The sequence below is a fragment of the Pseudalkalibacillus hwajinpoensis genome (assembly GCF_015234585.1).
Classification (GTDB): Bacteria; Bacillota; Bacilli; order Bacillales; family Guptibacillaceae; genus Guptibacillus; species Guptibacillus hwajinpoensis_B.
This window is the reverse complement of sequence record NZ_JADFCM010000001.1, coordinates 1,123,907-1,140,513: the sequence shown is the minus strand read 5'-3', so window position 1 is coordinate 1,140,513 and position 16,607 is coordinate 1,123,907. Positions and strand designations below refer to the sequence as shown.

The window sequence follows — 16,607 nt, the reverse complement described above, 5'->3', positions numbered from 1 at the left end:
TGCTTCTTCTAAAACTAGGTTTTCAGTATGGAGAATAAGAATGAATAAGATGGTCAGGAAGGTGAATCCGTCGAGGAAATCAAACGCATATATCCACTAAGCTGGTTGACCATTCTATTAGGAAAATGAAGTGAAATTAGCCACCTTCTATATTTGTGTACATTTGACAAGGAAATCTAATCATGTAATATTTATTATTAAATACGTTAAGAAAATATTTAACATAATTAATTTTGAATGGAAGGGGAAACTGGAAAGTGAAGGAAGTAAATGATAAAGCAACGGAACAACTCCCTTAAGTTTGAGAAGTAAAAAATCAATAATAAAGAAGAAAGTAAAAAGAAAGCGGGGAGCGAATACGATTTGAATCGAAGCTTAAAAAAGGTTTTAACTTAAAATTTTCTTGAGGTGAAGGTATTTGAGTGAAAAAAAAGGAAATCTACTAAAAATCGGTACATTTGTAGCAGCCATATTGGTGATGTTTATTTATTTAGGAACGACTAGTTCTAATATTAACTGGGGATCATTTATTGCTATGTTAGTATTTTACGGAGTAATCTATTATATTGGGGCATTCATGGCTAGTGGTAAATCTGAATCTGCATCAGATATGATGGTAGCGAAACGCTCTTTACCACTATGGATTTCAATGTTTACAATGGCCGCAACCTGGGTTGGCGGCGGTTACATATCTGGTACAGCAGAATCAACATATTCACTTGGTTTAGCATGGGCTCAGGCCCCGTGGGGTTATGCGCTAAGTTTAATTATCGGTGGTATCTTCTATGCTAGAAAAATGCGTCGATACGAATTTATGACAATGATTGATCCACTTGAACAGCGATTCGGAAAAAAAGTTGCTGGTGTCTTATATCTCCCCGCTCTATTAGGTGAAGTTTTTTGGAGTGGTGCGATCTTAACAGCTTTAGGAACAACTTTTGGAACGATTCTAGGATTAGACTTTCAAACATCTATTATTCTATCAGCTATTATTGCAGTTGCGTATACTGTCGTAGGAGGCATGTGGTCAGTAGCATTTACAGATGTTTTTCAAATGCTCGCTGTCATGATAGGACTGTTCTTAGTACTTCCATTTGCCCTGTCAGAAGTAGGCGGATTAAGTTCGGTTTGGAACCACTATCAATCAGATATGGGGAGCTATGCAAGTCTCTTCCCTCCATTAGACGGGTGGAAAGATCCTGAGTGGGGGAACTATTATTGGAATTGGTGGGACTTTGCTTTGCTACTTATATTCGGTGGTATACCATGGCAGGTCTATTTCCAACGCGTTCTTTCAGCTAAATCGGAGAACACTGCCATGTGGCTTTCAATCATAGCAGGGTTTATCTGTATTATTGCAGCGATACCGGCCGTTATTATCGGTGCTATCGGATTGGATACAGATTGGGCAAGTCTCGGTGTAAACGCACCTGATAATCCATCTATGATCCTTCCTTTTGTCTTGCAATATTTAACGCCTGATATTATCGGCGCAATTGGATTGGGAGCTCTTGCCGCAGCCGTAATGTCATCAATGGATTCTTCCATTCTTTCAGCATCTTCAATGGCTGCTTGGAATGTGTATCGACCACTTTTCAAACCTAATGCATCAAGCGATCAACTTAAGAAAATGATTAAGCGCTCGATCATCCTGGTTGGAATTGCAGCCACCATCATTGCACTAAATGTTCAAAGTGTTTACGCTTTATGGTATCTTGCTGCAGACCTTGTTTATGTTATTTTATTCCCTCAGTTAACAACCGCTTTATTCTTTAAAGATGCGAATAAATATGGTTCGATTGCAGGTTTAATCGTTTCTTTCATACTTCGAATAGGTGGCGGAGAACCAATCATTGGACTCCCAGTCTTCCTGCCATATCCTATGATCGAAGATGGTGTGGTACTGTTCCCATTTCGAACACTTGCAATGGTTGCAGGCTTAGTAACGATTATCGTTGTATCTAAAATGACCAAGAAAATGTGTCCACCTAAACCTCTCTTGATGCCAGAAGAGAGAGAGAACGGTAATGAGAAGATTGCTTCATAGGTCTAAGAGTGAGATGACGGTTATGATTTATATCGACTCAATCGTCATTCATAATCTTGATTTAGGATAGTACATTAAGTAGCAAACGGCTTACTTCATTAACTTTAATGAAGTAAGCCGTTTTTTTGTTATTATTCTTCCATTAGTTATTAAATTAGCGATATAAGAGAAGAGTGAATCATCAATAAGGATTAGCACTGGACTTCTAAACAACACTTGGTGGCATACAAGATACTTTGCCACTAATTAGGGATAATTCTTCTACTTACAATATTGTTTCTTGAGAGGACCGCTGAAGTGTTGTTGCACCTTAAGAGTTACAGACATTTGATTAACTAGAATTGCTAAGTATTCTTCAGATGAGCACATCTCAATCAATAGGTGTCTGCTACTACCCACATAACTGGATGACTATCCCTCTCTTTATAGCGTTATTCTGCTTGAAGAATACCTCGCACTCCCAACTTAATGCTTCTTAAATTTAGAGGCATTTCTTTCTAGATGAACGAATTTCAAAAAAACCTTTACTCCCCTTTACTTTTAACTTTTCAAATCATCTACATCCGCCTATTAACCACTTAAAATTGCGGACGCGGTTTTAGGAAAACGAAAAAATCTTAAACCTTTCTAGCTGAATCGGATTTATAACTGACCTATTTTCTTGAAAACTTGTGTTTATTTAAAAAGATAAAAAAGAAGGCACTCTCTCATAAATGTATGCTTCACGAGCACATACACTTTGAAAGAGGCCTTCTCATAGAAAGCGTTATTTAGTTACTGTTCCAGCATCTGCCGGATGAACGCCATGACGATAGAAATCAGCATCAATTGGATCAAGCGGTTTACGACCAAGGATGAGGTCTGCTGCCTTTTCCGCTAACATCAATACAGGTGCATGGATGTTGCCGTTTGTAACGTAAGGCATGGCAGATGCATCGACCACTCGTAGATTTTCCACTCCGTGAACTTTCATCGTTTCTGGGTCCACAACAGCCATAGGATCTGACTTTGGCCCCATTTTGCATGTACATGATGGGTGAAGTGCCGTCTCAGCATCTTCTTTCACCCATTCAAGGATTTCCTCGTCTGTTTTAACAGAAGGTCCAGGGGAAATTTCGCCGCCATTATATTTCTTTAAGGCTGGTTGAGACATAATATTACGAGTAACTCTTATCGCTTCCACCCACTCGCGTTTGTCCTGTTCAGTAGAAAGGTAGTTGTAAACCATGCTCGGATGCTCTTTAGGATCTTTCGAGCGAATCTTTAATGATCCGCGTGCATCAGAGTACATAGGTCCGATGTGTACTTGGAAGCCATGTTTTGTAGCTGCTTTTTGACCATCGTAACGTACCGCTACAGGAAGGAAGTGGAACATCAAGTTCGGATAGTCAACATCCTCGTTAGAACGAACGAATCCCCCACCTTCAAAGTGGTTTGTCGCCGCAGGGCCCGTACGGTTTAGCATCCACTGCAAGCCAATCCAAGGCATACGCGCTTTACTTAGGTTAGGCTGTTCAGAAACAGGCTCTGGACATGTGTGTTGCACATAGACTTCGAGGTGATCCTGAAGGTTTTCGCCTACACCAGGAAGGTCTACGATCGGTTCGATGTCAAGAGAGCGAAGATGTTTAGCATCCCCAATACCTGCTAGTTGAAGCATTTGCGGCGTTGCTATCGCACCGCCTGAAAGAATTACTTCACCTGCTTCAACTTGATGGGTTTTTCCGTTTCGACGATACGTCAATCCTTTGGCACGGGTACCATCGAAGTCGATGCTCGAAACAAAAGCACGCGTTCTAACCGTTAAGTTCTCACGATCCATAAATGGATGTAGGTAGGCACGTGAAGCGGACAGACGTTGACCTTTGTACACATGCTTATCAAATGGGCCGAAGCCTTCCTGACGAAAGCCGTTCACATCTGGAGTGCGTGAATAACCAGCTTCTACACCTGCATTGAAGAATGCCTGGAATAATGGATTTTTGGCAGGTCCGCGTTCTAATTTGATCGGACCGTCGTGACCGCGAAGATCATCATCCGGTGATGCCAGAGCATTTTCCAAACGCTTGAAATATGGAAGGCAGTGCGCAAAATTCCACGCTTCCATGCCAGTGTCAGCTCCCCATCGTTCATAGTCCATCGGATTTCCGCGTTGATAGATCATACCGTTAATAGAACTAGAACCGCCGAGCACCTTTCCTCTAGCATGTGGGATATTCCGTCCCTTCATGTATGGCTCAGGGTCCGTCTCGTATTGCCAATCGTAGAGATCTTTTCCAGATGGGAAAGGTAGAGCTGCTGGCATTTGAATCAGGAGATCCCATGAATAATCACTTCGTCCCGCCTCTAATATAAGCACACTTTTCTTTCCATCTTCACTTAGACGGTTGCCGAGTACAGAACCCGCACTACCGCCACCAACGATTACATAATCATATGATTCAGTCATACTCTGTTCCTCCTTGATGGTGATATAGGAAAAAAGGTATTCAGACAATAAACGCAATGCCCGGTATCTTTTCATCCCTATTACATGTATTTTCTAGTTTGCTATTCTTTATGTTTAGCTGATTTCTCAGCTTGATTTCATCTTATAGAATGGTAAGAAGAGATCGTTCTCTTAGAACCAGTTCAACGTTTCAGGCTTAAGGTTTTGGAAGATATGCTTTGTTTCTGTATATTCTTCCATACCTAATTTACCTAGTTCGCGCCCAATACCAGATTGCTTATATCCACCCCACGGTGCGTGTGGGAAATAAAGGTTGAATTCATTGATCCACACAGTACCCATGCGCATTTTCGCTGCACAGCGTTCAGCTTTTGCAATATCGTTTGTAAAGACGCCGCCAGCAAGTCCGTAGATCGAGTCATTCGATAGGTTGACCGCTTCTTCTTCTGTACGGAATTTCTCAACCGTAATAATCGGACCAAAGCCTTCATCTTGTACAACACTCATGTCTGTTGTGCAATCTGTGAAGATCGTAGGCAAGTAGAAGAAGCCTTTTTGCAATTCAGGATCTTCTGGGCGTTTGCCGCCGACTGCTACTGTAGCACCTTCTTGAACCCCTGCTTCTACATACTTTTCTACTTTCGCAAGGTGTTCTGCTGAAATAAGAGGACCCATTTGAGTATCTTCATTAAATCCGCTTCCTAGTTTGAATTTCTTCACTCGCTCAACAAGCGCGTTAACGAACTTATCGTGAATGCTTTCTTCTACAATCAGTCTTGTACCAGCGGAACAAATTTGTCCTGCGTGGAAGAATACTCCGTTTAACGCTTGATCCACTGCAATATCAAAATCAGCATCAGCGAAAATAACATTCGGGTTTTTCCCGCCAAGCTCAAGTGCAAGTTTCTTCACATTCACGCTTGCAGCTTGCATAATTTTCTTTCCGGTCACAATGCCGCCTGTGAATGAAATAAGGTCTACATCCGTGTTACTGGACAGCTCTGCGCCAATTGTATCGCCAGCTCCAAGAACCAGGTTTGCAACACCGGCAGGCACTCCCGCCTCTTCCATCAGTTCAAATACTTTTATATGAGTAAGCGGTGTAATTTCACTTGGCTTTATGATCAACGTATTACCAGTCGCAAGCGCAGGAGCTAGTTTCCAGGACGCTTGAAGGAGAGGATAATTCCAAGGAGTAATTTGGCCACAAACACCAACTGGTTCACGGACCACTTTACTGATCGAGTTAGGTACTGGAGAATCGATTAGCTCTCCTCCATCTTTATCTGCTAGTTCAGCAAAATAACGAAATACTCCAGCGATATCATCCATGTCTCCACGGCTTTCTTCTACTGTTTTACCTGTATCCAACGATTCTAAGTGAGCTAGTTCTTCTTTGTCTCTTTCAATAAATTCAGCAATTTTCCTTACGATAGCCCCTCGCTCAGTTGCTGGTGTAGAAGCCCATTCTCCGTTATCAAACGCTTCTCTTGCTGCAGCGATCGCTGCTTTTGCATCTGATTCATCGCCTTCCGGAACACTAGCAATCACTTCCTGATTAAATGGATTAATAATTGTACGTGTATTCCCCGAGTTCGCTTCTACCCATTTACCATTTATGTATTGTTGTAGTTTTAGATTCATATCTATCAACTCCAATTTTTAAATTAAGTTAAGTTTGTTAAGAATTTATTTAACATACTTAACGTTAACACGTCATTTTAAGGCTGTCAAAATAAATTCACATGTAAAGTTTAGAAAGAATAAGGCTGACATGGAAAGGCTATAATTAATAAAGTAGTAATCATTTATAATAGATAAAGTTAAAATCTTATATTTGACATTTCATCTGAACAAGTTAACATTAAGTTCGTAAAGAAAATTTGATAAATACTTAACACGATTTACTTTATATCGAAGGAGAGACCTAATGAGTGAATCTACTGAAAGACCCAAAGTGAAAATAGAAGAAGCCAAAGATAAAGTAATTGGCGCGATTGCGGAAACGATGGATTTATATGGGGTAACACCAGCTGCCGCTAATTTATACGCGACGATGTACTTTAAAGATCAAATGACACTTGATGAAATGCGCACGGAACTCGGTATGAGTAAACCAAGTATGAGTACGAGCGTTCGCAAGCTTCAAGAAATCGAAATGGTTAAAAAAACATTTACGCGAGGTTCTCGAAAACATACTTATGTAGCTGAGAAAAATTTCTTTCGTTCCTTTATGGCGTTCTATTGTCAAATGTGGGAACGCGAAGTGAAAATGAATTTGGAAGCAATTGAGGAAGCACAAGAAGATTTCATAGATGTAATTAAAGATTCCACCAGCACGCCAGAAATCGTGGCAACAGCAAAGAAACACTATGATCAATTAGAAGAATCTAAAAAATACTATCACTGGTTGGATGACTTAGTTGAAAGTATAAAAAGCGGAAAGATATTCGAATTCTTACCAAAAGATCAACAAAGCTAATAATAAGTGATCAGGTAGCCTATAACTGAGCTACTATAGACTACCTGGTAATATCACTTTTCCACAATTACATATAAAAGTAGGCTTTGGTTTGTATTTTAGTTAAATAAATTCTTAACACATTTAACATAAAGGGTGTTGGAGTTAATAGACATAATAAATAGAGGAGTTTTTCAACATGATTAAGGGGAAAAAGGGACTCAGTTTTATATTAGCCATTCTAATGGTTGCTGCACTGACTGCATGCGGAAATAGTAGCCAGGGTAAAGAATCTGAGGAAAAAGATAAAGATATAGCAATTGGTCAAATTAGCTGGGCTGAAAACATCGCCGTAACGAATATGTGGAAAGTCATCTTAGAAGATAAAGGGTATAATGTGAAGTTTAACTATCTGAATATGGGTTCTACGATGACGGCTTTAGAAAGCGGAGATCTCGATGCTAGTTTAGAAGTATGGTTACCTGTTCAAGATGCGAATTATTTGGAGGAATATCAAGATACGGTTAACTTCTCAGATGAGACTTGGTTTGACGAAGCAAAAGTAGGACTTGTTGTTCCAAACTATTTAGAAGACATTAATAGTGTGGAAGATTTAAATGAACATAAAGAACTGTTCAATAGCAAAATTGTTGGTTTTGACCCTGGCGCAGGTACAATGGAAGTTACCGAACAATTAATTAAAGATTATAATCTCGATTTTGAACTAGTACCTAGTTCTGAAGCCGCCATGTTAGCCGAAATAAAAAAAGCAGTAAACGATAAAGAACCTATCGTAGCACCACTTTGGAGCCCACACTGGGTATTCTCCAAATATGACTTGAAATTTCTTGAAGATCCACAAAATACATTCGGTGGTGTTGAAAAAATTCATCATGCAACAAGACAAGGTTTTGAAGAAGATTATCCAGAAGTAAGCAAGTGGTTCAAAAATTGGAAGATGAATAATCAACAAATCAGCGAGCTTATTGACTACGTAGAAAGTAGCGAAGAACCTGCTGATGGAGCTGAGAAATGGGTAGAAGAGAATCAAGATTTGATTGATGAATGGGTAAACTAAAATACAGATACAAGAAAAAAGTCACCTTAAAAACAAGGTGACTTTTTTCTTGTTTATTCTAACTCTTTGAGTAAGGCATTTCCATTTTCACTGACTTTAATTAGTGCCATCGTTTTATCCTCAACAACTTCCCCCGCTCCTTCCGAAATGAAGTAACTCTCTATACCATATTGGACATCATGATCAGAATAGGTGGTGCCATTCACGATAATATCGTCATCAGAAGGTTCATATGGTTTATTCCAATCACCTTCGATTTTGTAATACCCTCCATACTCATAACTTCCATCCGAAGTAGAAGCGAGAACAACTTTTATTTTCTTGTTAGCTGGAAGAACGGCACCTGGCAACGTTGAAATATCGTAGCGAAGCGTCACATAATCCCCTTGTAACATCGAGCGGGGATCAACAGGTGCAAGAGCAAGACGAATCTCTTTCCCAGATTGAAGCGCTACCTCATTTTTGACGCCATTATAGGTGACGAACGAAATCATCAGAATGACAACCAACCAGATTAATTTCCATCTACTTGCGACGAAAGTGGGTTCTTCATCAGTCGTTTGTGTGTACTTTCGTGATACCGTTCGCGTAATGACTAATACAAGAAGACCAGCTACCAGTAGCGTGATCGATTTATGAACGAGCGACCATGCGATGTCATAGTACTTGTAGAACAGAAACGCATACCATAACACGAGCCCTATCCAATAGCGAAATGGATTCGACTGCCATGGTTTGTAAAAGACAAGCAGCGTGGATAGAAGAAGAAACACACTATTTAAAAGCCAATATAACCACTGTCCTTCAAAGAAGAACGTTAAGATAAACAGTGGCACGATACTATAAACGAGCGCGTTGCGATTGAACCATCCATCACGTCCGAGAATATGAATCAATCCGTTACCAACGATAAGAACGAGCAACAGTAGCGGTTCGTTGGAATCCAACGAAATAAGTGATTCTTCCATTTTAAAGAGAAATAAAAGAAGTACTCCGTTTGCGAGCAGATAGGCATACGAACCAATCCAGGGATTCGCAATGAGTTTAAGTACGACTCCAATCATACCAAAAGAGACGAGCATCACAACGACCGTTTCAGTCTGAAAACGATTGGAAAAGGCATCTATTAAGTTAGCTAATGCTAAGATTGATAACCCAGACAGCAGGAGAATATTTGATAAAAACGGAATTTTCTCTTTTAATGCGAGACCTGGTAGTAACAATAAAAAAAGAGATGAAAACATAAATGCAAGAGCATTATCCCAGCTGAAGGTAAGAAACATGATGCCAGAAAAGGCCGAGATTAACATCACTGTACTAACTACCGTTATCACAAAAAGTAAGGATGATTTGAACATCCGTTTCCAAGTTTCCGACCCCTTTTCACTTCGATCCAATCTAGGAAGATACTTAATGGTCAGAAATACAATGAAACCGACAACGACTAATAAGAAAAATGGCAAAAGGTCACCCAGTGCATCGCCTAACCCTTCTAACATTTTACCGAATAGGAATAATCCTAGTGAAATTCCTGTTAAGATAAACAGTTCTTTTTCTTCACGATGTTTCCAAAGAAATACGCTGATCAATCCGTAGCCGACATAAAGCCATGCCATAATCGGACTGTATTCCCAATAGCCAAAACTAGAAGCGATGAAGACATATTTAATGAAACAAAAGCTACCGAACATGATCCAATTAGATCGGAGCCATGAGGATCGCGACAGAAAAAACCAAGCATGAGTGAATAGTAAATAGATGAATACTAGAATCAGGGCTGTCTCTGGCTCCCAATCTGGAAAATAGGATGATGGAAACACATAGAAATAAAAAGCGAGCTGACTTAATAAAAAACCTAAGACATAAAACGCTTTATACCCCGTAAGTGCACCAAATACGAGCGCTGGAACCAGCCAGATCAGATACAGGAGATACGAATCGGCATGTGAATTATACGTTTGACCAATAAGCGCCACGCTAACTCCAAACGCAATCGTTCCAGTCAGCCAGAGCCATCTTTCTAGAAATCGGTGTGAATGCTGAAAACGACTAAGGATTGTCGCTACAATAAAGAACAACAACATCAGTCCAATCGCAAGCCCGATCTTTTCCACCCGCTCGATTCCTTGCCAATTCGATGCGAAGAAATAGATGATGCTACTGATAAGCAGCGATAAGCCTAGTAAATAGCCTGTATGAATCCGCTTTATATTCATCAGCTTCTCCCCCTTTAACTTACGTTGTGTCAGTAAGACCATATTATATGAAGTATATGTTATCTAATTTGTTACTAACTCAAGTATACTAAAAATCTCACAGTCTTTATCCTTATATTACGAAAGTGGCAAAATGGATCATCTGGCTTTCTCTATTAGTAGTGGAACCTCTTCCATTATCTTCATGAAAACCCCTCTTGCTTCAGCAAGAGGGGTTTCGTCAATTTTATATACTCAGTCGTTCAATGAGCCTAGATCTATCTCGTTCAATTTTTAAAGTGGACTGTATCTTTTAAATCATTGCCTTCTTCTAATGAATGACTACTTGTCACCTTTTTTACAAACTCTTTGACCGTCTTCACATTTACTCCCGACTCCCAATATTCAGCGATTTCAGGGGTCACTTTAACCAGTACAACATCCGGATCATCAGCAGAAGTATTTAGTAGCTTTTCAACAATCTTATTCATGTACTCATTCTTCTTCTCGTTGTCCTGAACCAATTCAGCAGTACCGCTAATCGATACATAAGATGAACCTGCGTATGCTAAGTTTACGGCAGGATTAAACTTGATATCATCATATTTGTCTGTATCTTTTTTCGTAATAAACCAGATCTCTTCCCTATCCAATTCCACTTCCTGCGTTTGCATTGGACGGGACATTAGCTTGCCACCTGAAGATATAGTGGTCAACATGGCCACCTTCTCATCTTTAATCAAATCTTTTATATTCTCAATAGTTTCCTGATTTTCTGAATTTTGGTTAGTCATTTGTGATTCCTCCTTCGGATACTCCTCAGCTACAGAACTCTTTCTCAAAAGAATTAAATAGCCAATTACATATACTCTCTTTTCCCGCTTAGCCATGAAATTACACTTTTCTCAAACAGTGGTATTCTGAATACTGCCTCTGCACTAAAAAAGCCTTTGTTTCCAAGGACTTCGTTACAATTACTTAGCTATTATTTATCATGTACTCAGGATTAGCAGTAAATGCTCCAGACCGTTTCATTCACTTACAATTTTATTAAATCATCTTTAATGGAATCGATCTGTGCAGCATACTTTTCTACCTTCTCACCCAACTCTTCCCAACGCACTTCACGATCCCGTACCATCCGCTCAACAACTTGTGGGTTCGGTCCACCTGTGATGTTTCTTCTCTCAATAAATTTAGATGGGTCAACTATGTGCTCCCAATCTTTTTCTGAAAGCTGGACACCACTGATCCATTCATTTACTTCAGAAAGGCTTACTTCATATAATTCCTTCTTTGCATCACTTGCTTTCTTACTAACGAAGCTCGAAATCTGGTGAGCCTTTCGAAATGGCACATCATAATCTCTAGCAAGGACGTCTGCTAACTCAGTAATCGTAATCATATTTGTTTTGGCTTGTTCAAGTGCGCGTTCCTTGTTAAATTTCATCGTGGTAATGACAGCTGTTAAGAGCTTTGTAACACGATTGGCTTTATGAAACCCGTTATAAAGGTGCGGTTGCAAATCATCTTCTGTATCCACAATATCTCCATATGGCGTGTTGTGAATCATTTGGATGACGCTTAGTCCTTCGCCAACTGCGCTGCTAGCGAGTGCTCTTGAATGTTCCAATGATACCGGATTTCTTTTCTGCGGCATAATGCTACTCACCTGGACATAAGCATCAGAAACTTTTAATAGGCCGACTTCATTGGAAGCCATGCGGAGAAGCTCTTGAATCCACCTGCCCATGTTTGTCATCAAACTAACTAATGTTAAAGCTGTTTCTAGTAAATAGTCTCCTGTCCCAATCGCATCATAGGAATTTTCCATCACATCATCAAACCCTAGTAGCTCAACCATTCGTTCTCGACTGATCGGAAATCCAGTGGTTGTAATAGCAGCCGCCCCCATCGGAGAACGATTGACTGTTTGATACGCTTGCCACAAGCGGTCCACGTCTCTTGATAGATTATCGGATATGGCTAGGAGATAGTGACCAAAGGTTGTTGGCTGCGCAGGCTGCGTGTGCGTATGGGCGGGCATGATCGTATGAAGATGGTCTTCCGCCTGAGTGACAAGCGATTGGCCTAACCTTCTTACATTACTCAAGAGATCGAGCATATGATCTCGAATTACGATCCGATACATCGCTTCACCCATATCATTTCGACTCTTCGCGATATGCATCTTGCCTGCTAAATCGTCACCAATTACCTTCGCCACTTCGGCCTCAACAAGGAAAAAGAAATCTTCGTATTCTGGCACATAGTTTAGTAGTTTCTTCTCCATCTTTGCCACTTTATTTACGCCGTCCAATATCTTCTTTGCTTCCCCTGCGGTAATAATTTTTTGTTCTTTTAGCATCGTTGTATGCGCGCGATGAATCATAAACATCGCATCAAATAAGTAGTCACGCTGATCTTTGAAAACCGGTTTAAGCAGTTCGTCTACGTAGGTTTTCCCGGGAAAACAAGCGCCATCTTCTAGCTCAAAATCTCCCTTTCTCATGTTCAGGCTTTCACCTCATTGTACTAGAGCGTATTTTCTGATTTCACTTCAAAGAACGGTATCATTAATAATAATGTCAAAACAACAAAAAGAGCATAACCAAGTATGGTTATACTCTTTACTATTATATGTTGTTATGGCTGAAAAGCAGCTTGATCATGTGGGGTGTCACTCAAACGACTGCTCATTCAGAATCGTCCCTCCTCTATCCCCGCTATCCCGAAGCCACCGGCTCCAGAATGAGTCGAAATCATACCGCCCGCTTGGATCCACCTTATGTTTTGATAACCGTTTTCTTTAGCAACCTCATCCACCCGCTGCTTGATCTTTTCATCGAGACCGATCGAATAGATAAAATAAAGCTGCTCTCGATCGATGTTGAATTCATTTAAGTAATCTCTCAAAAGTTTTTCACTAGCTCCACTCATTTTCCCGCGGTACTTCTTTGTAGACATCAGCTTTCCATCCTTCAACTCGATGCATGGCTTTATTTTCAACAAAGCTCCAATCAGTGAAGCCATATTGCTTACCCGTCCTCCCGCTTTAAGAAAATCAAGGCTGCCTGGGATGAAAGCCAGTCTTGATTTAGGAACAATTGTCTCTATTTTTTCAACTAATCGTTCCGCTTCAATACTAGGTTCCTTTTCTAAAACCTTAGCGCCATACAATACGATCGCAGCTAATCCTCCAGTAACGTTCAAAGCATCAATGAGAAAAATGTCTTCAAATTCTTCCGCAGCAATGACAGCATTTTGAAAAGAAGAGGACGCTTTTGATGTATAACCAATATGTACAATAATGCAATCTGGGGAATTTTCTCTTATCGTCGCAAAAAACTCCTGATACTCATGAGCATTTGTAGAGGTAGTAGAAGGGATTTTCTTCGTGCGTTCGTAATAGTCATAAATATCCTGGACCGGCAATGAACCGTCTAAATAATCCATACCATCCATAATGATGTGCATGGGAACGACTTGAATATCGTACTTTTCAGCTAAATCACCCGGTACGTCGGCACCGCTTTCGGTGGATAAGATAATCCTTCGCATTCGATTTCCCCCTTGGATCTATTTGAGATCGCCTTCACTCTTTCTGCATTATACTTTAACTATACATGAGAAAACGTTAGCATTGTGATTACTTTTATTCATCCTACGCCTTTAGTAAATCAATTTTAGATAAAAAAACAGATGACTCCTTTAGTGATTCGGGGTTATCTGTCATTGCATACAATTTGTCTTTTCAATTCACACTTAATACGGGTTCTGAGTCCGAGGCTTTCCTGGGTCACAATCTGGAAAATCACCTTTCGTAGACTCAGCTAAATTGTAGCATTCTTCCCTTGCCAGCACACGACGGCACCAAGATTACTATCTCATTAATCAATCATTTCAAAAACCGATTCATCATCGTCAAATTCATGGTGATGAGGTTTATGTTCCTTTATAGCTAGAAAGAATCTGGAATCAAACTAATAAATAGAAGGCAAAACAAAAGCCGTCACTAAAAAAAAGAATCATTACAAGCCTTTCTAATTAAAGAAAGAGGCGCTATTCTTACCAGAATAGCGCTTCTCTTATAAAAAAGATATTCAAAAGTTACAAATTACCCTCTCACCAAGTTAAGCTCTAGAGTTAGAGCGATTCAATTTTCATCAATTACACCGATTACATCGCATACTAAACACTACTCTTTATCTTTCAAGCTTTTCAGTTCAATTGGTTTTGAACAAGTTCCTTTTAAATTCCTTATTCGGTTGTATTAACCTTCTACCTAAAATGATGAAAGTCCCTATAACTGCATTAACTCCACCAATAACAGCAAGTGAAGCTGGAACATCCGAAAAGAATCTAGCATTTTCCCTTTTTTGTTCCCTTTTATCATTTAACACTAATAGGCTGGAGGGATACTTTGCGGAAAGTGAAATACGTTCATCGGGTCATATTTTGTTTTTACTTTCCGGAGTCTGTCAAAATTCGTTCCATAATAAGCATGGCCATAGTTTTCAATGTTAAAATCCGGAACGTTGACATAGGACCCCTTGGAGAACGGCTTTAACATCTCGCGGGTTCTTTCCACTAAAGCAAGATTTCTTCGGGCATCTGAAGGGTTTGTCCAGGTTGCACTCCACTCAAAATAATATTTTGGATCACGCCAGAAGAATGCTGTGTCTTTTGGAGAAATTCTACTTACTTCACCACCCCAGTTTAGAAAAAAGAAGTTGGATTCGGTTCCAGTTGCTTCCTCAAGAAAACGGCGCATGACTTTAATTGCTTCATCTGGAAATGGTTGAAAACCATATGATGATGAAAATTTATTCGCCATGTCCGACGGAATTGGGTCAGGCACAAGCCATTGGTCAACGACGGATGGCCAGGATGAAGTTTGAATGTTAACCTCTGTTGGCGTACCTGTTCTTAATAATGGTTTTAATAAATTGGTTAACTCCGCTTTTGAACCTAGAAACAGTCCTGTTGCTTGAAGTAACCCAATGTTTTTACTGAAAACCTCCAATATAGCACCTAATCTATCGTCAACAAAAGGAGCCCACCTTTGCCAAACTTTAACTACCTCTTCCATTTGTTCCCACGGCCATGTAATACTATAAATCGTAGCCTTTGCAGGTGCACGATGCAATTTCAGCGCGTATTCTGTAGCGATTCCGAAATTTCCTCCACCACCGCCGCGCGAGGCCCACAAGAGGTCAGGATTACTATTATAATCAGCTTTTAGTGTTCTACCCCTGGCATCAACCATTTTTACTCCAACAAGGTTATCACTAGCTAAACCGATCGTGCGTTGGATTGGTCCAATACCACCACCCAGTGTAAGACCGGCAATGCCGACGGACGGACTATCCCCAAAAGGAAACATAAAGCCTTTTTGGGCTAAAGTCTTTACAACCGGACCTACATCGTTCCCGGTTTCTACAAGAGCTATTTCCTTATTACTATTTAGTCGAATTCGAGTCATCTCGCTGACATCGATCGTGATGCCATCTTTTACAGTAGCCATATTTCTTTCTAAGGAATGGCGCCCGCCTCGAGCACGAATAGGAACATTGTTTTCTCGTGCCCATTTTATTGCATTACACACATCATTATGATTTTGCGCGAATACAATCACTAGAGGAAATGTGTTAGTAAACGGATTCCAATTTAGTCGCGCCTCTTCATACCCGGGCTCGCCTTTAAAAATCACTCGGCCCGTCAATTTTGTTTCTGATTTCAATATACCCACTCCTTCTATTATCGCTAAATTTAAATACAAAAAATTTAGTAATAATATCTTATGCACGGATATGAAGAGGGGAGTGAGCAAATATAAGTGGAATTTTGATTTTATGAGAAATGTTCTATTAAATGGGCAGAATCGTGGGGACGGTTCTCACGATTCATTGTTTTATATTGATAAAATACCCAAACAAGTAAAAACCCCTCTTGCGGATGCAAGAGGGGTTTTTAAAGATGGAGCATAGCGGGCTCGAACCGCTGACCTCTACACTGCCAGTCACGATTTCTTAGTAATATGATTACTGATAAAGGAGAAAAAAGCCTGGTATAATTGAATTTCTTCAAATAGGTGTATGATTAATTATGATCTCAAAAAGTAGTTGTTGACGAGTTTGGTCAACAATTCGTCAACAACAATAATTAATTATTGTTCTGCCATCGTCACCTTACTAAGTTGGGGAATTTGGTTGGAATACCGCAAAATTCTCTGTGAAATTAAAATAAATAAAATTAGAAACTATGATTCTATATATATGACTAATCCAATTGATTAAATTATTTTTTATTAAAAATTCAGCGCCGCTTATGAGGCGTATCCAATTGGGTGTCAAAACTGTTGTTATTGATGTATG

General features: G+C 39.9%; 10 protein-coding genes. 3 read left to right on the top strand and 7 right to left on the bottom strand.

The window, feature by feature from the left end; genetic code table 11:
* Nucleotides 1-478: 478 nt before the first annotated feature.
* Complete coding sequence (locus IQ283_RS05510; protein ID WP_194219616.1) at nucleotides 479-2,047, top strand: sodium:solute symporter family protein; 1,569 nt, start codon at nucleotides 479-481, stop codon at nucleotides 2,045-2,047.
* 766 nt (nucleotides 2,048-2,813) lie between these two features.
* On the opposite strand, the gene betA is transcribed toward IQ283_RS05510, so the two are convergent.
* The gene (gene betA / locus IQ283_RS05505; protein ID WP_194219116.1) at nucleotides 2,814-4,496 is read right to left on the bottom strand and encodes a choline dehydrogenase; all 1,683 of its coding nucleotides are present in this window, start codon (nucleotides 4,494-4,496) and stop codon (nucleotides 2,814-2,816) included.
* A gap of 171 nt (nucleotides 4,497-4,667) precedes the next feature.
* On the bottom strand, nucleotides 4,668-6,140 hold the full coding sequence (betB, locus tag IQ283_RS05500) for a betaine-aldehyde dehydrogenase (RefSeq protein ID WP_194219115.1): 1,473 nt from the start codon (nucleotides 6,138-6,140) through the stop codon (nucleotides 4,668-4,670).
* Between the two features lie 286 nt (nucleotides 6,141-6,426).
* On the opposite strand from betB, the gene cudC reads away from it, so the two are divergent.
* Nucleotides 6,427-6,978 carry a choline uptake/conversion transcriptional regulator CudC gene (gene cudC, locus IQ283_RS05495; protein WP_194219114.1) on the top strand — a complete coding sequence of 184 codons (552 nt, stop codon included), beginning with the start codon at nucleotides 6,427-6,429 and terminating at the stop codon, nucleotides 6,976-6,978.
* Between the two features lie 178 nt (nucleotides 6,979-7,156).
* Nucleotides 7,157-8,035, top strand: a complete 879-nt coding sequence (locus tag IQ283_RS05490) for a glycine betaine ABC transporter substrate-binding protein (protein ID WP_194219113.1) — start codon at nucleotides 7,157-7,159, stop codon at nucleotides 8,033-8,035.
* A gap of 53 nt (nucleotides 8,036-8,088) precedes the next feature.
* On the opposite strand, the gene IQ283_RS05485 is transcribed toward IQ283_RS05490, so the two are convergent.
* From IQ283_RS05485 to IQ283_RS05465, 5 genes are all read right to left on the bottom strand, one after another.
* Nucleotides 8,089-10,251, bottom strand: coding sequence for a GDYXXLXY domain-containing protein (locus tag IQ283_RS05485; RefSeq protein WP_194219112.1), 2,163 nt, complete (start codon nucleotides 10,249-10,251; stop codon nucleotides 8,089-8,091).
* Between the two features lie 266 nt (nucleotides 10,252-10,517).
* On the bottom strand, nucleotides 10,518-11,024 hold the full coding sequence (locus IQ283_RS05480; RefSeq protein WP_194219111.1) for a pyridoxamine 5'-phosphate oxidase family protein: 507 nt from the start codon (nucleotides 11,022-11,024) through the stop codon (nucleotides 10,518-10,520).
* A 245-nt stretch (nucleotides 11,025-11,269) separates the two neighbouring features.
* Nucleotides 11,270-12,742, bottom strand: a complete 1,473-nt coding sequence (argH, locus tag IQ283_RS05475) for an argininosuccinate lyase (RefSeq protein ID WP_194219110.1) — start codon at nucleotides 12,740-12,742, stop codon at nucleotides 11,270-11,272.
* Nucleotides 12,743-12,930: 188 nt separating this feature from the next.
* The gene (locus IQ283_RS05470) at nucleotides 12,931-13,791 is read right to left on the bottom strand and encodes a DegV family protein (protein ID WP_194219109.1); all 861 of its coding nucleotides are present in this window, start codon (nucleotides 13,789-13,791) and stop codon (nucleotides 12,931-12,933) included.
* Nucleotides 13,792-14,632: 841 nt separating this feature from the next.
* Nucleotides 14,633-15,973: an FAD-binding oxidoreductase gene (locus IQ283_RS05465; protein ID WP_194219108.1), complete on the bottom strand. Its 1,341-nt coding sequence runs from the start codon at nucleotides 15,971-15,973 to the stop codon at nucleotides 14,633-14,635.
* Nucleotides 15,974-16,607: the final 634 nt, after the last annotated feature.